We start from the raw sequence: 19,635 nt of genomic DNA on the forward strand, positions 1-19,635 counted from the left end.
ATCAATCCTTGACCCTGAAGGTCCTTAGCTATGCAACTGGTCTTCGGCCCGGTGTCGGGATTTTCCCCCTCGACATAGGGCAGCCAGGTGTCCGCAGTTTCCTGCGGCTCGAAATCTTCGACACCGCAACGCTCGGCTGCGGCGATACCATCCTGCCGGTTGGCCCAGCAGACACCGGGATCAGTGCAAGCACGCTCGCTGCATGATGAGAAAACACCCATCACGAGGAGCAAGCTCACGGCCCTCACCCCAACATCCCCACGAACTTCTCGAACAGGTAGAAACTGTCCTGCGGTCCCGGGCTTGCCTCTGGATGATACTGCACCCCGAACGCCTTCTTGCCGGTGATGCTGACCCCGCAATTCGAACCGTCGAACAGGCTCACATGGGTCTGTTCCACACCCTCGGGCAGCGTATCCGCATCGACCGCGAAGCCGTGGTTCATGCTGGTAATCTCCACCAGATCGCGGGTTTCGCCCCAGCTTTCGCCGACCCGCTGAACCGGATGGTTTGCGCCGCGGTGGCCCTGGTGCATCTTAGCCGTCTTCGCCCCGGCGGCGATCGCCAGCATCTGGTGGCCAAGGCAAATACCGAACAGCGGCATATCCATATCGAGCAGCGCTTTGATAACCGGTACCGCATATTTGCCCGTCGCCGCCGGGTCGCCGGGGCCGTTTGAGAGGAATACGCCGTCAGGCTTCAGTGCGAGGATATCTTCAAGCGATGTCTTGGCCGGCACTACGGTCACTTTCGCGCCCGCTTTCACCAGATTGCGGAAGATGTTGTCTTTCGCGCCGTAATCTATCGCGACCACGTGCGGCTTGCCGTTCCAGTCGGCGCGGCCATAGCCGTGGCCAAGCCGCCAGTAACCGCCACCCCAGTCTTCCTGAGCCTCGCGGCTGACCCGCTGGGCGAGGTCCATCCCCTCAAGCCCGGCCCATTCCTGCGCCCGCTTGAGCAATTCGGGAATGTCGAACCCGCCATTGGGTTCGTGCATGATCATCGCGTTGGGCGCGCCCGACTGGCGGATGCGGCGCGTCAGGGCGCGTGTATCAACGCCCGACAGGCCGATCTTGCCTTGTGCTGCCATCCAGTCGGAAAATTCCTGCGTGCTGCGGAAATTGCTCGACGGAGTGATTTCCTCGCGCACGATGCAGCCGACCGCGCCTTCGACCTTGGATTCGATGTCTTCGAAATTGGCCCCGACATTGCCGATATGGGGGAATGTGAAGGTGACGATCTGCGCCGCGTAGGACGGGTCCGTCATCACTTCCTGATAACCGGTCATCGATGTGTTGAAGCAAACCTCGCCAACCGCATATCCGGTGGCGCCGAAGCCCTTGCCCCAGATCACGGTGCCATCCGCCAAAACGAGGACTCCCGTCGCACCTTTGGGTTGCGCAGGAGTTGTGGCGGCGTGGGCCATAAGTGACGCTCCGAGTCAGGGTTTTCCGGCAATGTTGCTAAGACCCAGCGGCTAGAGGCTGCCTGCCCCCTCGTCAAGCTGTCCCGATGCGGAAACTTGCGTTATTGGGCCGCTATCAACCTATTTGCGCCGACCATCGGCAAATTTCATCCACAGGAACTCAAAAATGCTGCGTGACACCATCAAAGCCGAAACCATCACCGCCATGAAGGCAGGTAACAAGGAACGCACCGCCTCGCTCCGCCTGATCGGCGCAAAGATCAAGGACCGCGACATCGAACTGCGCACTTCGTCCAAGGAAATCGATGATGATGTGCTGGTGACCGAAGTTTTGCAGAAAATGGCCAAGCAGCGCAAGGAATCGATAACCATGTATGTTGACGGTGGCCGCGACGAACTGGCCGCCAAGGAAGAGGCGGAACTGGCTGTAATCGAGGAATTTCTTCCCCAACAGATGAGCGAGGAAGAAACCCGCGCTGCAATCGAGGTGATCAAATCGGACTTAGCTGCTGATTCCATTAAGGATATGGGCAAAGTCATGGGGGAACTAAAGGCCCGCCACGGCGCTGAACTGGATATGACAAAAGCCAGCGCAATGGTGAAAGAGAGCCTTACATGACCAAGACCGTCCATTTTCTGACTGCAGCCGCCGCCGCGGCCGCATTATCTGCCTGTTCGGCGGAACCCGATACCGACCGGACCGATCTGGAAACCGCGACAACCGACGGTGAAGCCGCTGCGCTTGCCGGGGCTTTGGAACCTGGCGATTTTATGGATCTTCAACTGGGCGCGAAAATCGTCGGCCCACAGGGTGACGAAGTCACCGGAACGCTCGCCAACGCGGAAGGCAACTTTGCCGATATTCGATCGTTCGTGGCGTGCCCCGCCGGAATGGACGTTTGCGATCCGAAAACCGCGCCCAAGGGCACCGTCTACACCTATGTGCACGTCGTCTATCCCGGTGAAGACAACAAGGAGGACACCGGTAGCGGCGACGGAAACGATTCGTCAGATATCGAACAGGCGACTGCCTTTAAGATGCTCCGCCCTGCCCACGGCTTCACCGGCGCTGTCGGCTATTCCAAGGCTGAGGCAATGGCTGCCATCGGCCCCAAGGCGGACGTCGTGATTACCTGCCTCGACGGTGCGCTGATCTGGTCAGTCAATCCCGGCACAGCCGGCGACCAGTGGGAACAGGCGGAACCGCTGACATTCTACTGGCAGTCCACCTTGCCGCCTGCCGGCCCGGCGCCAGTGTATGCGATCGATGCCAACTATACCGAGGCGAAGGGACCGGGTCCCTATCCCGAAGCAACCGCAGGATACGAAGCGGGCTGCAACGCCCCCTCCACAGCCCGCTGATCTCAGCCCTTGAATCAGGCGCCATCACCTCGCATTGAGGGGTGATGGCGCTTTCCCCGCAATGGCTTGACGAGCTGCGTGCTCGCGTGACGCTCTCCAGCGTCATCATGCGCACGACCAAGCTGCAGAAGGCGGGACATGAATGGAAGGCCTGTTGCCCCTTCCATGACGAAAAATCGCCAAGCTTCACAGTCAGCGACCAAAAGGGATTTTACCACTGTTTCGGCTGCGGGGCGCACGGCGATGTAATTCGCTGGATGACCGACCAGCGCGGTATGCAGTTTATGGATGCGGTGAAGGAACTGGCCGCAGAGGCCGGGCTGGAAATGCCCGCGCCAGATCCGCGTGCGGCGCAAATGACCCAGCAGCGGGCGGGCTTGCACGATGTAATGCAGTCCGCGCAGGATTGGTTCGCAGCCAATCTGCAAGGCAATAGCGGTTCCGGCGCGCGCGATTATCTGAAGTCTCGCGGTTTTGGCGCGCGCACAGTCGGCCGGTTCGGTTTCGGCTATGCCCCGCCTGATCGCCAGGCGATGAAAGCCGCCTTGTCCGAATATGAAGAACCGCTGCTGATTGAGGGCGGTCTGCGTATCGCGGTCGACGACAAGGAACCGTATGACCGTTTCCGATCGCGCCTGATGCTGCCAATCCATGATGCGCGCGGACGTGTGATCGCGTTCGGCGGCCGCATTCTGGAAACCGATACAAAAGCACCCAAATACCTCAATTCGCCGGACACACCTTTGTTCGACAAGGGGCGGACCCTCTATAATTTGCACCGCGCCGGCCCGGCATCGCGCCAGACCAACCGGATGATCGTGGTCGAAGGGTATATGGACGTCATCGCCCTCGCCGATGCCGGAATTGAAGACGCTGTTGCACCGCTGGGTACCGCGCTCACGGAACGCCAGCTGGAACTGCTGTGGCGCATGGTGGAGGTTCCGGTCTTGTGTTTCGATGGGGACGCGGCCGGCCAGCGCGCGGCCATGCGGGCTATCTCGCGTGCACTGCCTATGCTGCGCCCTGCTCACTCCCTGCGTATCGTTCGCCTGCCGAGCGGCCTCGACCCTGATGATCTGCTGAAGCAGAAGGGCAAGGCGGCGCTCGACGAATTGCTGGATAATGCAGCAAGCTTGCTGGACACGATCTGGACCTATGAACGCGATGTTCAGCCGCTCAGTTCGCCAGAAGACAAGGCGGGCCTGAAAGCGCGCCTCCTCGAACATGTCGACACCATACAGGACCCGGATATCCGTGCTCTGTACAAGCGCGAATTGCTGGAACGGTTTTCTGCCTTTGCGTTTCCCCCGCGCGAGCAAAAGCCGTGGGTCAAGCGCGAATGGAAGCCGGGCGGGTTCAAGCAGGCGGCACCAACGCTATCGGCAGACGCGGCAGCCCGGCTGAAAAGGGCCAGCGGGGCCGGCAGCAGAGGTAACCTGGCCACTGCAGTAGTCGCCGGGCTGGCGCGGTTTCCGCAGGAAATCTTGCGACATTCGGAAAGCCTCACACGCTTTGCCGAACAGGACGCTCGAATCGGGCCGGCAATTGATTCGTTGATAGAAGCTGCTGAAATGCTTGAACCCGGCGACACATCTCCCATATTGGTGCCTGACGGCCTCGTTGCGCCGCCGGATGAAACCCGTTTCTCCTTCCTGCGTGAAGGTATCGATCCGAAAGCTGCCTGCGACGATTTGGTCGAAGCTGTGTCACTGCTGGTCGAAAGACCTGCGTTGGAAGCTGCGCTTGCGGCGGCCACCGCACGTTTCGAGACCGATCCTGAAGGAGCTTTTGCCGAGCAACAGCGCTTGCTCAAACGAAAGCTGGAATTTGAGCGGCGACTCGGGCAAATGGTAAGTTTACGGGCTGCCCGCGCAGCTCAGGAAAATTCAGATCGCCAACCTGCAGAGGCAGGCGAAGGCGACCAAGAAACGGACTGATCAAGTTTATGGCCTCCAAAGCGAAGACCAAGGATAAAGAAGACGCTCCCCTGATCGACCTCAACGAGGCGTCGGTGAAGAAGCTTCTCACCAAAGCGAAACGCAAGGGTTACATCACGGTTGATGAACTCAACGAAGCGCTTCCTCAGGACCAGATGACCACCGATCAGATCGAAGACGTCATGTCTGCGATCAGCGAAATGGGTGTCAACATCGTCGAGAACGATGAAGAGGCCGAGGCCGAGAAGGAACAGGAATCCGAAGTTGAGGAAATCAGCGTCGGCAAGGATGGCAAGGAAGCGAAGAAAGCTCCTGCCGGACCAAAGAAACTCGCCGCTGGCGAACGCACCGACGACCCCGTTCGCATGTATCTGCGCGAAATGGGTGCTGTCGAGCTGCTCAGCCGCGAAGGTGAAATCGCGATTGCCAAGCGCATTGAGGCCGGTCGCGACACGATGATCATCGGCCTTTGTGAAAGCCCGATCACGTTCCACGCAATCATCCACTGGTCCGAAGCCCTCAATAACGAGGAAATGCAGCTGCGCGAGATCCTCGATCTCGATGCCATGCTTTCCAAGGAACCTCCCGTCGACAAGATGGAAGAGGAAAACGAGGATGATGACGGCGAGATTTCCGAGGAAACCGCTGGCGTCGACATCCGCGACGATGACGACGATTCCGATGAAGATTCGGACGATGACGAAGACGGCGAAGAAGGCTCATCCAAGAAGCGCGACGATGAGGAGGAAGAGGACAACACCCTTTCCCTCGCGCAGATGGAAGCCGCACTCAAACCGGAAGCACTCGAAACCTTTGCCCGCATCACGAGCATGTTCAAGAAATTCGAAAAACTGCAGGCCGAACGCGTCGAAACGCTCGGCGCTGGTCTCGAATTTCCTGCCGCTAAGGAAAAGAAATACGAGAAGATGCGCGAAGACCTCACTGCCGAGGTCGAAAGCGTCCAATTCCACGCGACCAAGATCGAATTCCTGGTCGACAATCTGTACGCGTTCAATCGCCGCCTGACTGCTCTTGGCGGCCAGATGCTGCGCCTTGCCGAACGCCACAAGGTCAAACGGATCGACTTCCTCGACGCCTATATCGGCAACGAGATGGACGACAATTGGCTGAAAGACCGGGTCAAGAAAGACAAGAAATGGGCGGCCTTCGCAGAGAAGGAAGCCGATGCAGTCGAGCGTATCCGCGCAGAGATTGCGGACATTGCCAGCCAGACCGGTATGTCACTGCCCGAATTCCGCCGCATCGTAAATATGGTGCAGAAGGGCGAGCGCGAAGCACGTATCGCGAAGAAGGAAATGGTTGAGGCAAACCTGCGCCTGGTTATTTCCATCGCCAAGAAATACACCAATCGCGGCCTGCAATTCCTTGATCTTATTCAGGAAGGCAACATCGGCCTGATGAAGGCGGTCGACAAGTTCGAATACCGCCGCGGTTACAAGTTCAGCACCTATGCAACGTGGTGGATCCGTCAGGCGATCACCCGCTCGATTGCCGATCAGGCACGAACAATCCGTATTCCGGTCCACATGATCGAGACGATCAACAAGCTGGTCCGCACGAGCCGCCAGTTCCTGCACGAGCAGGGTCGTGAGCCGACACCGGAAGAAATGGCTGAGCGTCTCTCAATGCCGCTTGAGAAGGTTCGCAAGGTGATGAAGATCGCCAAGGAACCCATCAGCCTGGAAACGCCGATCGGTGACGAAGAAGATTCGCACCTCGGTGATTTCATCGAAGACAAGAACGCCATCATCCCCGTGGATGCGGCAATTCAGGCCAACCTGAAAGAAACCGTTACCCGCGTTCTGGCATCCCTCACCCCGCGTGAAGAGCGCGTGCTGCGGATGCGCTTCGGTATCGGTATGAACACTGACCACACGCTTGAAGAAGTCGGCCAGCAATTCTCGGTTACCCGGGAACGCATCCGTCAGATCGAGGCGAAGGCGCTCAGGAAGCTGAAGCACCCAAGCCGCAGCCGAAAGATGCGGTCGTTCCTCGACCAGTAATTCTTTCAAACCTGTTGGTGATTTCGAACATGGCCCGCTGGCAATCAGCGGGCCATTTCTCTATGTGCAGCGCATGAAAATCGCCATCGCCTCCGACCACGCCGCGCTCGACCTGAAAGCCGAGCTGCGCGAGTGGCTGATCGAACAGGGCCACGAGGTTGCGGACCTCGGGCCGGACACCAATGACAGCGTCGATTATCCCGACTTTGGTTACAGCCTTGCCGGGGTGGTGGCTGACGGGACTGCCGAACGCGGTATCGCACTATGCGGCAGCGGAATTGGCATTTCGATGTCGGTCAATCGCAACCCTGCTGTTCGCTGCGCTCTGGTCTCCGAACCGCTGAGTGCAGCTCTCGCTCGGGAACATAACGACGCAAATTGTATCGCGATCGGCGCCCGTCTGACAGGCAGCGACATGGCCAAGGCCTGTGTCAGCGCCTTCCTTGAAACAGAATTTGCCGGCGGCCGTCACCAACGCCGCGTAGACAAGCTTTCCAACCCAAAGGTCTGATCCATGAGCACTGCCGAAGCCACCAGCACCGACATTATGCATCGTTTCTGGCATGACGACCTTGCCACCGCCGATCCGGAGATCGCGGGCGCCGTCGCCAACGAATTGAAGCGCCAGCAAGACAAGATTGAACTCATCGCGAGTGAGAACATTGCCAGCAAGGCGGTGCTGGAAGCTGCAGGGAGCGTATTCACCAACAAATATGCCGAGGGTTATCCCGGCAAACGGTATTACGGCGGCTGCGACTATGCTGATGTCGTGGAGACACTGGCAATTGACCGGGCGAAGGAATTGTTTGGCTGCGAATTTGCAAACGTCCAGCCCAACAGCGGTTCTCAAATGAACCAGGCGGTATTTCTCGCGCTGCTTGAGCCCGGCGACACTTTCATGGGCCTCGACCTGAATTCGGGCGGGCACCTGACCCATGGTTCCCCCGTCAATATGAGCGGCAAGTGGTTCAATCCCGTCGCATACGGTGTGCGCAAGGAAGACGAGCGCATCGACATGGATCAGGTCATGGCGATTGCAAAAGAGCACAAACCGAAACTCATAATCGCGGGCGGCACCGCCTACTCGCGCGAGTGGGACTGGGCCGCATTCCGCAAGGTCGCTGACGAGGTTGGCGCCTATCTGATGGTTGATATGAGCCATATCTCCGGCTTGGTTGCCGGTGGCGCGCACCCTTCGCCCTTCCCGCATGCACACGTCGTTACCAGCACCACGCACAAAAGCCTTCGCGGGCCGCGTTCGGGCATTATCTTGTGGAACGATGAAGACCTGACAAAGCCGATCAACATGGCTGTCTTCCCCGGCATGCAGGGCGGCCCCCTGATGCATATCGTTGCTGCCAAGGCAGTCGCATTTCGCGAGGCATTGCGGCCCGAATTCGAGACCTACGCCGCAAGCGTGGTTGAGAACGCCCGGGCGCTGGCGGCAAGCATTGAAGAAAACGGCCTGCGGATTGTCTCGGGCGGCACGGACAACCATTCCATGCTGGTCGACCTTACGTCCAAGGACGTTACCGGCAAGGCAGCTGAAAAGGGCCTCGACCGGGCATGGTTGACTTGCAACAAGAACGGCATCCCGTACGACACCCGGAGCCCGTTCGTGACCAGCGGCATTCGTCTCGGTACCCCGGCAGGAACAACCCGTGGTTTTGGCCCGGCTGAGTTCCGTAAGATTGGCGCGCTGATCGCTGAAGTGGTAGAAGGGCTTTCTAAAAACGGCCCCGAAGGTGACGCCCAGACAGAGGAATCGGTTCGCAACCGCGTTTCTGAACTGTGCGCAGCCTTCCCAGTTTACCCGGGAATGTAAGATGAAAGACAAAGAACCAGATCTGGTCGACGATGCCCGCACTGAAATTGCCGGAATGGCGAAACAGGGCATGGCTCATCCATCGACCAAGCCTGTGCTCGCAGGCGCGGCAATCGGCGCGCTTGGCGGCGCATTGCTGCCGGTCGTGACATGGCCGATCGGCCTTGCCGCCGGTGCAGGCTATGCGTTGTGGAACAGGATCAAGAAATAGATGCGATGCCCGTTCTGCGCGCATGAAGACAGCCAGGTAAAAGACAGCAGACCGACAGAGGATAACGCCTCGATCCGTCGGCGCCGTCAATGCACCAGCTGCGGCGCACGCTTTACAACTTTTGAACGCGTGCAATTGCGTGAAGTGACGATCGTGAAAAGCGGCGATCGCAGGCAGGCTTTCGACCGGTCGAAGCTTGAGCAATCCGTGGCTCTGGCATGCCGCAAACGCGATGTGTCGCAAGAGCGGATCGATCAATTGATCTCGGGTATCCAGCGGCAAGTTGAAACCGCCGGTGAGAGCGAAATCCCGTCCTCCCGCCTGGGTGAAATGGTAATGGACGGGCTGCGCCAACTCGACAGCGTCGCCTATATCAGGTTTGCGAGCGTCTACCGGGATTTCAGCGAAGCCAGAGACTTCGAGGAATTTGCCAGCACCGTCCAGGAAGTCGCCGGAGCCGGCGCTGAAGAATCCGATGCCGCAGCAGGCTAAATCACCCGTCATTGTTCTGGTGCGCCCTCAATTGGGCGAAAACATCGGCAAGGTCGCCAGGGCGATGCTAAATTTCGGGCTGACTGAACTGAGAATGGTTGAGCCGCGGGATGGCTGGCCTAACCCGAGCGCTGGCCCGGCTGCCGCCGGAGCGGATATCGTGCTCGATGAGGCGCAAATTTTCGGCTCGACTGCCGAAGCGGTCTCCGACTGCACCAATATCTATGCGACAACTGTGCGCAAACGCGGCGATTCCAAACCGGTGGTGACGCCCGAACAGGCGGCGGGTCAGATCATCGCGGAATCCGGGCGATCCGCGATCTTGTTCGGTCGGGAAGCGTCAGGTTTGGATACACAAGACGTAGCGATGGCGCGCGCAATTCTGACAGTACCGATCAACCCGGAGTTTGGCTCTCTCAATCTCGCGCAGGCGGTAATTCTGTGCGCTTATGAATGGTCCAAGACCCAGTCGCTGAAACAGCCGACGCTTGAAGAAGTGCTGCCCGCCGCCGAACAAGCGGAACTGGATGGATTGATCGGACATCTGGAAGCCATGCTGGAGCCGAAGGGATATTTCATGCCGCCGTCACGATCCGATGCCACCCGCAGAACCTTACGAAATGTGCTGACCCGTCCAGGCTGGAATCATTTGGAAGTGCGTACCCTACGAGGCGTGCTCTCCTCGCTTTCGCGGCGCGACAGAACCTGACGAGAGGTCCCCAACCTCGAGGTTTCGCTTCGGAGCTAAGGTGCTGTAAGCGCTCAACTTGACTTGGAACAGGCTGCGGGGTTACCATGTTTCTATGAGCACGCTCGCAATCTTTGTTGCAATTGCATCTATGCAGGCAGCCATTTCGACTGCTGATATGGGGGTAGTCGCGACCAGTGTCGAGGCAACGTCCGAAAGTGTTGATCCGCAGGATGATCTCACTTCTGCAGATGATAAGACACTGATTTGCAAACGGCAGACAATCGCTGGTTCCCGCTTGAGAACTCGGGAAGACTGCAAAACCGCAGAAGGTTGGCGGCGTCATAAAAGAGAAACACGCATGGAATTTAAGCGTGCGAGGTCAAGAGTTGCAGATACAGCCAAATAGGCCTCCCGCACTCAATTCATTTATAGGAAAACACGATGAAAATAGCACTCCCCCTTGCCGCCCTTGCGACATTCAGTATCGCAGCCCCAGCTCTGGCACTGGATTCGAACGCAGCGGCCAGCACCGAGGCAAAAGACGAAGAAGCTAAAGAAGCAAAAGTCTGCCGGATTGAAACGATTACAGGTTCGCGTCTGGCAAAGCGCAAAGTGTGCCGTACAGCCGAGGAATGGCGGAAATACGAGCAGGACACTTCTGACAACTTTGAACAGGCTCGTCGCCGTGTGAATGATGCTGCGGGCAACCAGTAACATCACTTGCTGACAGGTCACATTGATGGCGGAAAAGATACAGCAGCCCCGGCATGTCCCGGGGCTGTTTCCGTTTTCTTGATGTAAATTCAGGCACAGCTGAGGCAAAAATCAGCGGAATCCTATCGACGCAAGCGTTTCCACTCGGTCATTTCGTAGGCGATGGAGGTTTCGACCAGGCTGTCCCATATCTCTGCCAATGCGTCAGCCGGAATGCCCGCCTTTGCCGCCCTTTGACGCACAGCGTCAATCACGGCCGCCTTGCGGTCTTCGTCTCTTACCGCGCTTTGCTCCGTCTTAATGCGTGCCGCTGCACGCATATATCCGAAACGGGTTTCGAGCAGATCCACCAATGCGCGATCGGTCGCATCGACCCCGGCGCGCACATCGATCATTGTCTGGCAGTCTGAGGGGGCTTTAGCTTGGTCATTCATCGACGCGCGCCCTGCCCTTTTGCGGCTAGTTTGTCGAGTGTGTTATCGCTTGACCTGATGACTGATCCTGCTATTCGCGCGCTTCGCAATTGGCTCCGTATCCCGGTGAAGCGGCAGCCGCGTCAGATACCATCATCTATTTGGTCGATCTGACGGAGCGATACCGGGTTAAAGCGCTGCCGCTGGGGCAGCGATTGCAGATTGAAGGAAAGACTTATGTCGAAGCGCAAAAGCGCCAAGTACAAACTCGACCGCCGGATGGGTGAAAACATCTGGGGTCGTCCAAACAGCCCGGTAAACAAGCGTTCCTACGGCCCTGGCCAGCACGGTCAGCGTCGCAAGAGCAAGATGAGCGACTTCGGCCTGCAGCTGCGCGCCAAGCAGAAGCTCAAAGGTTATTACGGTGACGTAACCGAGAAGCAGTTCCGCCGCACCTACAAGGAAGCAACTGCGATCAAGGGCGATACCGGCCAGAATCTCATCGGCCTTCTCGAGCGCCGCCTCGACATGATCGTATACCGCGCGAAGTTCGCTCCGACGATCTTTGCTGCACGTCAGATCGTGTCGCACGGCCACATTCGCGTCAACGGCGTGAAGTGCAACATCGCAAGCCGCCGCTGCGACGTTGGTGACGTGATCAGTCTGGGCGACAAGGCCAAGGAAATGGCGCTGGTTATCGAAGCCCAGAGCCTGCCTGAGCGTGATGTTCCTGACTACGTTTCTACGGATGGCAACGACAAGGTGACCTTCACCCGCGTGCCCAAGCTGGACGAAGTACCTTACCCGGTCACCATGGAACCGAACCTGGTCGTCGAATTCTATTCGCGCTGATCGTTACCAATCTCGAAATCAGGAAGGGCGGCCTCTCGGGGCCGCCCTTTCTTTTTCAGTCGCCTAGGTTTTGATCCAAGAATACGCCGATGCGTTGCAGCATGTCGGCGCGTGCAGCACTGTCCGAGAGGTTGTGTGCCAAATCTTCATATTCGACATAATCGACAGGCTTGCCTGCATCTTTCAGTCTGTCAGCCATATGGCGTGACTGCCTGACCTCTACATTCTGGTCAGATGTACCGTGGAACATCAGTACCGGGCTGGTGAAACGATCGACGTTCTGTGCAGGGCTACCTTCCTTGATGTGCGGGCCCGCCCCAATGAATTCACGCATGATCCTTTCGTTCGTGAAACCCAGGCTATCATTCTTCAGTTTCTCGAGATCTGTTACCGGAGCAATTGCCACAACCGCACCATACGGATTGCCTGAAACAACCTGCGATTGAAGCGCTGCGTATCCACCGTATGACCAGCCAACAATTGCCAGCTTGCTGCCGTCGGCGATGCCTTCGCTGACGAGCCAGCTTCCGGCATCGTTGATATCATTGACCGCTGTTTTCCAGCTCTTGAACCCATTTCTGCCGAACCATGCGCGGCCATACCCCGATGATCCACGGTAATTTGGCTGAAGGACGGCGTAACCCCGCGCCGCAAAGAATTGCACCAGCCAATCAAATCCCCATTCATCGCGGGAACTTGGTCCGCCATGAGGCAAGACAATTGCCGGCAGATTCGATTTTGCCGGACCGTTTGGAAGGGTCAAATAGCCGGGTATCTCGGTTCCGTCCCGTGCAGGAAAAGTCACTGGCTTCATTTCAGCCATATCCTGACCCGAAAGTGCATTCCTCAACGGAAGCAATTCCTGAAGTTTCGAGCCGTTCTTGTCGAAGAGATAAACCATGCCGGGATCAACATCACTGGAAGCAATAATCAGCAACTTCTGTTCATCGGCGCTTGCACCGGCCACACCTACCGCGGGGTTTCCGGGCAACGCATTTTGCAACTGCCCGGTTAAGTTGGCCAGATTATCGTCGAAAAATTCGACTCTCCGTTTTTCGGTTGCGTAGCTGACCCCGACGACGCGGCGCTGGCGCCCGATCCTGACAAGAGAATCCACATCGACGTCGTCACGCACCTTCACCGGTTTCGGGCTGCTATCTGCGCTCAAGCCAAGCGAATATACGCCAGTAAATCCATCCTGATCCATGAAGCCATAGGCGACATCTTTGCCCGAATCGATAGCAACCGGACGAAATCCTTGTGATCCAACGCCATCGAACACCGCTGTCGACAAACGCTCCCAGTCATCACTATCGGCGGGGCGATATAGATAAACCCGTCTGCCGAGCGAGCGCCCACGATTGTCGGTAGAGACCAAGACCTTCAACCTGATTCTTCCCTTGTCATCAGCGATATAGGCCACGGCGCTCTCGTCGGGCTGCTCGATGGTGTCCCGTTTGCCGGTATTCACATCTACAAGATCGACACCTAGACCGCTTTTCGTGTTCGCAAGCCTTGTGTTATTCGTCCATTCCTCAACCCAGGCGCGGGTCATTGCGATTTTGTTTGGTTCAGTTTCAACATCGAAGGCAACAATCGATCCGCCGCGTTGTGAGGTATACAGCGCCCTCGAAGACGTTTCTGCCGTCAGCTTTGTCGCCTCACCGCTCTCAATGTTAACGCCGATGGCACGCTCGAACCCGAGCAGCCGGCCCGATGAATCCTCCACAATAGAATACAGGTAACAAACCAGATTCTGATCAGTGGCCCACATACACGAATCGATATCCACGTTGGGTGTATTGTCCGCCAGCAGGGTTTTAGGCGTGATTGGACCTTGAGCTCCCAGATCCACCAGCATGACCTTCTCACCGCTGGTGCCATTCGGTGAAATATAGACAATTTTGTCACCAGAGGGAGACAGGCTTATACTCAGGATCGACTGCCGAGCCCCGAACCGCGCCGCATCATCTTCCAGCGTTTGAGCGGCCAGAGGTGAAAGACTGATCAGGGCCAGGCCCGCTGCCACTGTTGCCCGTGAAACTTTTTCAAACTTATGCAATTAGGACCCCCTAAATCTTTGATTGCGGGATCATAAGAACATAAATCTCTGAGACAACAGCCTATTTGGAAAAATAATCGCTTCGGAATTTCGCGGCAAATTCCTTGAACTTCCCGCCTTGGATTGCATCGCGCATTGCCTGCATCAGTTGCTGATAGAACGCTATATTATGTTCGGTCATCAGCATCGCGCCGAGGATCTCCTGCGATTTTACCAGATGATGCAGATAGGCCCGGCTATAGGTTGCGCAGGTATCGCACGCACAGCGCCTGTCGAGCGGTTCCTGATCCTCGGCAAAGCGGGCGTTGCGCAGATTGATCGGACCGTTCCAGGTGAAGGCCTGGCCGTTCCGGCCTGACCGGCTGGGCAGCACACAATCGAACATATCCACCCCGCGCTCGACTGCGCCGACCAGATCATCCGGTTTGCCCACGCCCATGAGGTAGCGCGGACGGTCGTGGGGCAATTGATCAGGCGCGAATTCAAGCGTGGCGAACATGGCTTCCTGCCCTTCCCCCACCGCAAGTCCGCCAATCGCATAGCCATCGAAGCCGATATCGGTGAGCGCATCGGCGCTTCGTTTACGCAGTTCCTGATCCAGAGCGCCCTGCTGGATTCCGAACAGGGCAGCGCGGGAAGCATGCTCTTCACCGGAATCGAACCCGTCGCGGCTGCGTTTCGCCCACCGCATACTCATTTCCATGGAACTTGCGATCACATCGCGCGGTTGGTCCGCCCGGGGGCATTCATCGAATGCCATGACAATGTCCGAACCCAGCAGCCGCTGGATTTCCATCGACCGTTCCGGGGTCAGCATATGCTTTGAACCGTCGAGGTGACTACGGAACTCGACCCCTTCTTCGGTCAATTTGCGCAAGTCCGAGAGGCTCATCACCTGATAGCCCCCGCTATCGGTCAAAATGGGCCGGTGCCAGTTCATGAATTTGTGCAAGCCGCCCAAGCGGGCGACCCGTTCGGCCCCCGGACGCAGCATCAGGTGATACGTGTTGCCCAGGATGATGTCCGCGCCGGTTTTGCGCACCGTCTCCGGTTTCAGCGCCTTGACCGTTGCGGCGGTTCCCACCGGCATAAAGGCAGGCGTTCGAATGTCGCCGCGTTTCATCCGGATCAGGCCGGTGCGAGCCTTTCCATCTGTCGCTGATATTGAGAACGAGAATCTGTCTGGGGTCTGGTCTGTCATGGGCCTGTCTTTGATGGGGCTTGCGGCCCTTAGCGCCAGCGGCCACAGCGGGCAAATGATCGAGAGCTTCACACCCGAAACCTGGTTGATCCTGACGATGTTCGGTGTCGCTATTCTGACTGGTTTCATAGACTCTATCGCGGGCGGCGGCGGGCTGGTGATGATGCCCGCATTGCTCGCGGCAGGCCTGCCCCCGCACCTCGCTATCGGAACGAACAAGCTGCAATCGGTCTTCGGGACGAGCACCGCCTGCTGGTCTTACTGGCGGGGCGGTCTGGTGGAGATCCGGCGAAATCTCCCGCTCGTCGGCCTAGTGTTTTGCGGGTCGGCCATCGGTGCCATTCTGATCCAGCAGATATCCGCCGGCGTGCTGGCGTATATCGTGCCGGTCTTTCTCATCGCCTTGGCTGGCTATGTTATTTTATCGCCCAGAATGACCGATGACGACGCGCATGAGCGGTTGAGCCGCAAAAGCTACGCCCCGGTCGCAGGTGCAATATCGCTGTATGACGGATTCTTCGGACCCGGTACTGGCCAGTTCTTCACCGCGAGCCTCGTCGGTTTGCGCGGACAGGGCCTGACGCGGGCAACTGCCAATGCCAAGCTGTTCAACGCAACGACCAATTGGGCAGCGGTGATTGTGTTCACACTGGGCGGAAAAATGGTCTGGCTGCTTGGCCTGGCGATGGCAGCAGGGGCCATGATCGGCGGTTTCATCGGTTCACGTTTTGCCATGCGGCACGGGGCAAAATTGATCCGTCCGCTGATGATCGTCGCGTCTCTTGGCCTGACCGGCAAGATCCTGTGGGACTTGCTCGCCGCGTGACATCAGGCGCGCAGGCGCCATCCCGTCTTGAAAATGATGGTGATGATCGTGACGCAGATCGCAAGGAAACCCAGCGTCAGGCCGAAGGACACCCAGATATTGACGTCGGAGGCGCCATAGAACGTCCACCGAAGCCCGTTCACCAGATACACAATGGGATTGAACAGCGCGGCTGTGCGCCACGGCTCCGGCAGCATGTCGATCGAATAGAATGTGCCGCCAAGAAATGTCAGCGGCAAAAGGATCAGCTGCGGAATAATCCCTAGCTTCTCGAAACTGTCCGCCCAAATTCCCAAGATGAAACCAAACAGCGAAAAACTCGCCGCGACGAGCATTATGTAGCCGATCGCCAGGATCGGATGGGCGATGGTGTAATCCACGAACAACAAGGCAGTCGTCAGGATTATCGCCGCCAGAATAAGTGATTTGGTCGCAGCGGCACCGACGAACCCGACCAGCGTCTCCGCAACCCCGACAGGCGCGGACAGCAGCTCGTAAATCGTGCCGGTGAACCGGGGCATGTAAATCCCGAAGCTGGCGTTCGAAGTGCTCTCGCTCAGAAGCGTGAGCAGCAGCAGGCCAGGAACAATGAACGCGCCGTAACTAACACCGCCGAGGTCTGGCATCCGCCCGCCGATCGCCGCGCCAAACACGATGAAATACAGCGAAGTCGTCAGCACCGGCGCAAGGATGGACTGGAACGCGGTGCGCAGCGCGCGCATCAGTTCACGGGTGTAAATCGCCCATGTGCTGCGGAGGTTGAAACCCATCACGCGCTTTCCTCCACCAGTCCGACGAAAATATCTTCCAGGCTGGAATCGCGAATATCGATGCCGACATACTCAATCCCGGAAATCGCAAGATGCCTTGTAACCTGTGCGACCTCTGCCCGGCCAAGACCGCTACCGTCACCGCCGCGGTAGCGCAGGTGGATTCCGCCCGCCGTCAAAGTTAGCGGATATTTCGACAATGCATCGGGGATATCAGTCAGAGGTTGCTTCATTTCGATGACCGCCTCTGTGCTTCCCAGACGGCGCATCATTGATGCCTTGTCATCCACCATCAGGATCTTGCCATTGCGAATGATACCGACCCTGTCGGCCATTTCCTCGGCCTCTTCGATGTAGTGGGTGGTCAGAATGATGGTGACCCCGCGTTCACGCATTTCACCGATCAGTTTCCACATGTCGCGCCGCAATTCGACATCGACCCCTGCGGTTGGTTCGTCGAGGAAAAGCAGGTCTGGTTCATGCGCCAGCGCCTTGGCGATCAAGACCCGGCGTTTCATTCCGCCTGACAATGCACGAATTTGTTCCTTGCGCTTGTCCCACAGGCTGAGCGAGCGCAGTATTTCCTCGATCCGCGCAGGGTCCGCCGGAAGGCCGAACAAACCGCGCGAATACGCCACCGCACGCTGAACCTGCTCGAACATGTCGGTCGACAGTTCCTGCGGCACCAACCCGATCCGGGCACGGGCCGAGCGCCAGTTTGTTGCAAGATCATGCCCGAACGCACGGATCGTCCCGCCACTTGGCCGGACAAGCCCACAAACCGCACCGATCAGCGTGGTCTTGCCCGCTCCATTCGGTCCGAGCAGCGCAAAAATCTCGCCCTTGTGAACGGTCAGATCGACATCGTCCAAAGCGGTCAGCCCGCCAGGGTATTTTTTGGTCAGATTCGCGATTTCTAGAATTGGCTGCGTCACATCACCCGACCATTGCTCTTGTTTCAGGAATTGCCCTCTTCCCAAGTCCAAGCAACCTTCTTCACGATTGTCGACAAAAATGAGAAACAAAGTGTCGCCGACAGCGTCAAGACCGCAATCCCAAAGGATGGCCAGGTCGCCTTGGAGAACACGGTCCACCAATTGTCAGTGCCTTCAGCCGTCGTTGATCCACTTGCGCTGATAAGTGTTGCCGCAAACAGGATACCGAGCACCAGCAACAGGAGAATATCCCATTTGCGCGTCTCGAAGAAAGTTTCGAATTTGCCCCGCTCGATAGTTCCCGTCGCGAGACGTTTGGCCTCGCCGCCGCTGTAAGCCGAGACCGGAGCTGAAATTTTCTCCCACTCGGTAAGGTCGATAAATGGGAATTTTCCGCGATCACGAAACTTCGCAACCAGCACTCCGGTGACATCTACAATCCCGCGAAGGCTGGATTGCTGGCACCAGACGGTGATCGCGCCTTCCGTAACGCGGGTTACAAAGACATTCGACTTGGTCGGGACATGCGCTCCGCAGAAGACAGAATACTTTTCAATCTCCTTGGAGAAAACGGCATGCTCACCTGCATCTAGATTTCGCTTGGCCAAATCCTTGTGGTGTTCGCCCGATCCGACCAGCACCAGTTTGTCTTTACCATCATCACTTATGCGTGTTTTCTTGCCGTCCCTGCTCTGCTTCGCAGGATCGTAACGCGTCACCAGTCCGATGGCCTGCATCGCGGCGCGAATGTCATCGTCGCTGGGAAAGCTGTTCCTTTCCGCGGACAGCGGAACCGAGATCGAAGACAGCATCTATTCTTCCCCCCTTGCCAATTTCCATTCTTTGCAAGTTCAAGGCAACAATAAAGACGAATCCCCGTAGCTATAAAAGCGATAATTACTCTCAATCGCGTGGGCGTAGAATGCCTGCATGCGGTCCCGACCCATAAGTGCGCTGACAAGCATGAAAAGCGTCGATTTAGGCAGATGGAAATTGGTCATCAGACCGTCGATTGCCTTGAACCGGTAGCCGGGAGTGATGAAAATCGATGTGTCGCCTGCAAACGGCTGAATGACGTCGTGCTCGTCAGCCGCGCTTTCAAGCAATCTGAGGCTGGTCGTACCGACAGCGATAACCCGGTTACCCGCCACCCTGGCCGCATTGAGCCGGGCCGCGGTATCGGCGTCGATGCGGCCCCATTCCGCATGCATAGCGTGATCGTCCGTATCGTCAGCCTTGACCGGCAAAAAGGTCCCGGCACCAACATGCAACGTCAGCGTCTCGCGTACCACTCCCCGATCATCGAGCGCCCGTAGCAAGGCATCGGTGAAGTGAAGCGCTGCGGTTGGGGCTGCGACAGCGCCATCCTCTTTCGCAAAAATAGTCTGGTAGTCGGATTTGTCCCGTTCGTCGGTCGGCCGTTTTCCTGCGATGTACGGGGGGAGCGGCATCCGGCCAGCGCGCTCGAGCAGCGTCTCGACCGGTTCGTCCCCTTCGAAGGCGAGAGTGAAACTGCCGTCATTGTGGCGGCGCTCCGCAATCGCGAACACCTCGCTAGGAAAGGCAATCCGGTCACCTTCCTTCAGCCGTTTGGCGTTGCGAATGAATGCCTGCCACCGCCGCAGATCGATCCGCTTGTGCAGCGTCGCACCGATCTTTGCCTCTCCGCGAACGCCCTCCAGCTGAGCAGGAATGACCCTGGTATCGTTGAACACCAGCACATCGCCGCGGTTCAGGAATGACGGCAAATCGCGCACATGAACGTCGAGAAGGTCTGAATCCTTGTCGGCCACAAGCATCTTGGCAGCATCGCGAGGCGATACCGGGCGCAAGGCTATCCGTTCCTGGGGAAGCTCGAAATCAAACAGGTCGACACGCATGGCGCGGCCCTATC

At 57.7% G+C, this 19,635-nt stretch carries 22 protein-coding genes; 14 read left to right on the forward strand and 8 right to left on the reverse strand.

Translation table 11 applies throughout. From position 1 onward, the window contains the following. The first annotated feature begins 8 nt into the window (after window positions 1-8). Window positions 9-206, forward strand: a complete 198-nt coding sequence (locus PO778_RS04695; RefSeq protein ID WP_271438788.1) for a hypothetical protein — start codon at window positions 9-11, stop codon at window positions 204-206. A 38-nt stretch (window positions 207-244) separates the two neighbouring features. On the opposite strand, the gene carA is transcribed toward PO778_RS04695, so the two are convergent. Beyond that, on the reverse strand, window positions 245-1,426 hold the full coding sequence (carA, locus tag PO778_RS04700; RefSeq protein ID WP_271438789.1) for a glutamine-hydrolyzing carbamoyl-phosphate synthase small subunit: 1,182 nt from the start codon (window positions 1,424-1,426) through the stop codon (window positions 245-247). Between the two features lie 166 nt (window positions 1,427-1,592). Here carA and PO778_RS04705 point away from each other — a divergent pair, with 166 nt between their 5' ends. From PO778_RS04705 to PO778_RS04755, 11 genes are all read left to right on the forward strand, one after another. Continuing rightward, window positions 1,593-2,045: a GatB/YqeY domain-containing protein gene (locus PO778_RS04705; RefSeq protein WP_271438790.1), complete on the forward strand. Its 453-nt coding sequence runs from the start codon at window positions 1,593-1,595 to the stop codon at window positions 2,043-2,045. Beyond that, on the forward strand, window positions 2,042-2,788 hold the full coding sequence (locus PO778_RS04710) for a hypothetical protein (RefSeq protein ID WP_271438791.1): 747 nt from the start codon (window positions 2,042-2,044) through the stop codon (window positions 2,786-2,788). The genes PO778_RS04705 and PO778_RS04710 overlap by 4 nt, the downstream gene beginning before the upstream one ends. A gap of 44 nt (window positions 2,789-2,832) precedes the next feature. Next, window positions 2,833-4,725: a DNA primase gene (gene dnaG, locus PO778_RS04715; protein ID WP_271438792.1), complete on the forward strand. Its 1,893-nt coding sequence runs from the start codon at window positions 2,833-2,835 to the stop codon at window positions 4,723-4,725. Between the two features lie 8 nt (window positions 4,726-4,733). Next, a complete protein-coding gene (rpoD, locus tag PO778_RS04720) occupies window positions 4,734-6,749 on the forward strand; it encodes an RNA polymerase sigma factor RpoD (protein WP_160729920.1) in 2,016 nt (671 codons plus the stop codon). A 73-nt stretch (window positions 6,750-6,822) separates the two neighbouring features. Then, complete coding sequence (rpiB, locus tag PO778_RS04725) at window positions 6,823-7,260, forward strand: ribose 5-phosphate isomerase B (protein WP_160729921.1); 438 nt, start codon at window positions 6,823-6,825, stop codon at window positions 7,258-7,260. A 3-nt stretch (window positions 7,261-7,263) separates the two neighbouring features. Next, the gene (gene glyA, locus PO778_RS04730) at window positions 7,264-8,574 is read left to right on the forward strand and encodes a serine hydroxymethyltransferase (RefSeq protein WP_271438793.1); all 1,311 of its coding nucleotides are present in this window, start codon (window positions 7,264-7,266) and stop codon (window positions 8,572-8,574) included. A 1-nt stretch (window position 8,575) separates the two neighbouring features. Beyond that, entirely contained in the window at window positions 8,576-8,785 is a 210-nt protein-coding gene (locus PO778_RS04735) for a hypothetical protein (protein WP_160729923.1), read from the forward strand. Further along, complete coding sequence (gene nrdR, locus PO778_RS04740; RefSeq protein WP_160729924.1) at window positions 8,786-9,277, forward strand: transcriptional regulator NrdR; 492 nt, start codon at window positions 8,786-8,788, stop codon at window positions 9,275-9,277. Further along, on the forward strand, window positions 9,261-9,986 hold the full coding sequence (locus PO778_RS04745) for an RNA methyltransferase (protein WP_271438794.1): 726 nt from the start codon (window positions 9,261-9,263) through the stop codon (window positions 9,984-9,986). The genes nrdR and PO778_RS04745 overlap by 17 nt, the downstream gene beginning before the upstream one ends. 94 nt (window positions 9,987-10,080) lie before the next feature. Further along, window positions 10,081-10,374, forward strand: a complete 294-nt coding sequence (locus PO778_RS04750; RefSeq protein ID WP_271438795.1) for a hypothetical protein — start codon at window positions 10,081-10,083, stop codon at window positions 10,372-10,374. A 35-nt stretch (window positions 10,375-10,409) separates the two neighbouring features. Continuing rightward, window positions 10,410-10,682 carry a hypothetical protein gene (locus PO778_RS04755; RefSeq protein ID WP_271438796.1) on the forward strand — a complete coding sequence of 91 codons (273 nt, stop codon included), beginning with the start codon at window positions 10,410-10,412 and terminating at the stop codon, window positions 10,680-10,682. Between the two features lie 122 nt (window positions 10,683-10,804). Here PO778_RS04755 and PO778_RS04760 read toward each other — a convergent pair whose 3' ends face one another. Next, window positions 10,805-11,116 (reverse strand): chorismate mutase, encoded by a 312-nt coding sequence (locus PO778_RS04760; protein ID WP_160729928.1) that lies wholly within the window; start codon window positions 11,114-11,116, stop codon window positions 10,805-10,807. A gap of 216 nt (window positions 11,117-11,332) precedes the next feature. Between PO778_RS04760 and rpsD the strand changes: the two genes are divergently transcribed. Continuing rightward, window positions 11,333-11,947, forward strand: coding sequence for a 30S ribosomal protein S4 (gene rpsD, locus PO778_RS04765; RefSeq protein ID WP_271438797.1), 615 nt, complete (start codon window positions 11,333-11,335; stop codon window positions 11,945-11,947). 55 nt (window positions 11,948-12,002) lie between these two features. On the opposite strand, the gene PO778_RS04770 is transcribed toward rpsD, so the two are convergent. Further along, window positions 12,003-14,009, reverse strand: a complete 2,007-nt coding sequence (locus PO778_RS04770) for an alpha/beta hydrolase family protein (protein WP_271438798.1) — start codon at window positions 14,007-14,009, stop codon at window positions 12,003-12,005. Window positions 14,010-14,070: 61 nt separating this feature from the next. Then, window positions 14,071-15,210, reverse strand: coding sequence for a tRNA guanosine(34) transglycosylase Tgt (tgt, locus tag PO778_RS04775; RefSeq protein WP_271438799.1), 1,140 nt, complete (start codon window positions 15,208-15,210; stop codon window positions 14,071-14,073). Here tgt and PO778_RS04780 point away from each other — a divergent pair. Then, entirely contained in the window at window positions 15,209-16,036 is an 828-nt protein-coding gene (locus tag PO778_RS04780; RefSeq protein ID WP_271438800.1) for a TSUP family transporter, read from the forward strand. The two genes, tgt and PO778_RS04780, sit on opposite strands and share 2 nt — an antisense overlap. Window positions 16,037-16,038: 2 nt before the next feature. On the opposite strand, the gene PO778_RS04785 is transcribed toward PO778_RS04780, so the two are convergent. The 4 genes from PO778_RS04785 to queA are packed head-to-tail and all read right to left on the reverse strand — an operon-like array spanning window position 16,039 to window position 19,621. Further along, a complete protein-coding gene (locus PO778_RS04785; protein ID WP_202391591.1) occupies window positions 16,039-16,806 on the reverse strand; it encodes an ABC transporter permease in 768 nt (255 codons plus the stop codon). Next, window positions 16,806-17,741, reverse strand: a complete 936-nt coding sequence (locus PO778_RS04790; protein WP_160730642.1) for an ABC transporter ATP-binding protein — start codon at window positions 17,739-17,741, stop codon at window positions 16,806-16,808. The genes PO778_RS04785 and PO778_RS04790 overlap by 1 nt, the downstream gene beginning before the upstream one ends. Before the next feature lie 23 nt (window positions 17,742-17,764). Then, window positions 17,765-18,553 carry a hypothetical protein gene (locus PO778_RS04795; RefSeq protein ID WP_271438801.1) on the reverse strand — a complete coding sequence of 263 codons (789 nt, stop codon included), beginning with the start codon at window positions 18,551-18,553 and terminating at the stop codon, window positions 17,765-17,767. 39 nt (window positions 18,554-18,592) lie between these two features. Continuing rightward, a complete protein-coding gene (queA, locus tag PO778_RS04800) occupies window positions 18,593-19,621 on the reverse strand; it encodes a tRNA preQ1(34) S-adenosylmethionine ribosyltransferase-isomerase QueA (RefSeq protein WP_271438802.1) in 1,029 nt (342 codons plus the stop codon). Window positions 19,622-19,635 lie beyond the last annotated feature (14 nt).

This window comes from Pontixanthobacter luteolus, from assembly GCF_947494915.1.
GTDB classification, from domain to species: Bacteria; Pseudomonadota; Alphaproteobacteria; order Sphingomonadales; family Sphingomonadaceae; genus Pontixanthobacter; species Pontixanthobacter luteolus.

Excerpts from the sequence above, each read along its gene's own strand:
- carA (WP_271438789.1), bottom strand. The coding sequence starts at position 1,426 with ATGGCCCACGCCGCCACAACTCCTGCGCAACCCAAAGGTGCGACGGGA.
- PO778_RS04705 (WP_271438790.1), top strand. The coding sequence starts at position 1,593 with ATGCTGCGTGACACCATCAAAGCCGAAACCATCACCGCCATGAAGGCA.
- PO778_RS04710 (WP_271438791.1), top strand. The coding sequence starts at position 2,042 with ATGACCAAGACCGTCCATTTTCTGACTGCAGCCGCCGCCGCGGCCGCA.
- dnaG (WP_271438792.1), top strand. The coding sequence starts at position 2,833 with ATGGCGCTTTCCCCGCAATGGCTTGACGAGCTGCGTGCTCGCGTGACG.
- rpoD (WP_160729920.1), top strand. The coding sequence starts at position 4,734 with ATGGCCTCCAAAGCGAAGACCAAGGATAAAGAAGACGCTCCCCTGATC.
- rpiB (WP_160729921.1), top strand. The coding sequence starts at position 6,823 with ATGAAAATCGCCATCGCCTCCGACCACGCCGCGCTCGACCTGAAAGCC.
- glyA (WP_271438793.1), top strand. The coding sequence starts at position 7,264 with ATGAGCACTGCCGAAGCCACCAGCACCGACATTATGCATCGTTTCTGG.
- PO778_RS04735 (WP_160729923.1), top strand. The coding sequence starts at position 8,576 with ATGAAAGACAAAGAACCAGATCTGGTCGACGATGCCCGCACTGAAATT.
- nrdR (WP_160729924.1), top strand. The coding sequence starts at position 8,786 with ATGCGATGCCCGTTCTGCGCGCATGAAGACAGCCAGGTAAAAGACAGC.
- PO778_RS04745 (WP_271438794.1), top strand. The coding sequence starts at position 9,261 with ATGCCGCAGCAGGCTAAATCACCCGTCATTGTTCTGGTGCGCCCTCAA.
- PO778_RS04750 (WP_271438795.1), top strand. The coding sequence starts at position 10,081 with ATGAGCACGCTCGCAATCTTTGTTGCAATTGCATCTATGCAGGCAGCC.
- PO778_RS04755 (WP_271438796.1), top strand. The coding sequence starts at position 10,410 with ATGAAAATAGCACTCCCCCTTGCCGCCCTTGCGACATTCAGTATCGCA.
- PO778_RS04760 (WP_160729928.1), bottom strand. The coding sequence starts at position 11,116 with ATGAATGACCAAGCTAAAGCCCCCTCAGACTGCCAGACAATGATCGAT.
- rpsD (WP_271438797.1), top strand. The coding sequence starts at position 11,333 with ATGTCGAAGCGCAAAAGCGCCAAGTACAAACTCGACCGCCGGATGGGT.
- PO778_RS04780 (WP_271438800.1), top strand. The coding sequence starts at position 15,209 with ATGGGCCTGTCTTTGATGGGGCTTGCGGCCCTTAGCGCCAGCGGCCAC.
- tgt (WP_271438799.1), bottom strand. The coding sequence starts at position 15,210 with ATGACAGACCAGACCCCAGACAGATTCTCGTTCTCAATATCAGCGACA.
- PO778_RS04785 (WP_202391591.1), bottom strand. The coding sequence starts at position 16,806 with ATGGGTTTCAACCTCCGCAGCACATGGGCGATTTACACCCGTGAACTG.
- PO778_RS04795 (WP_271438801.1), bottom strand. The coding sequence starts at position 18,553 with ATGCTGTCTTCGATCTCGGTTCCGCTGTCCGCGGAAAGGAACAGCTTT.
- queA (WP_271438802.1), bottom strand. The coding sequence starts at position 19,621 with ATGCGTGTCGACCTGTTTGATTTCGAGCTTCCCCAGGAACGGATAGCC.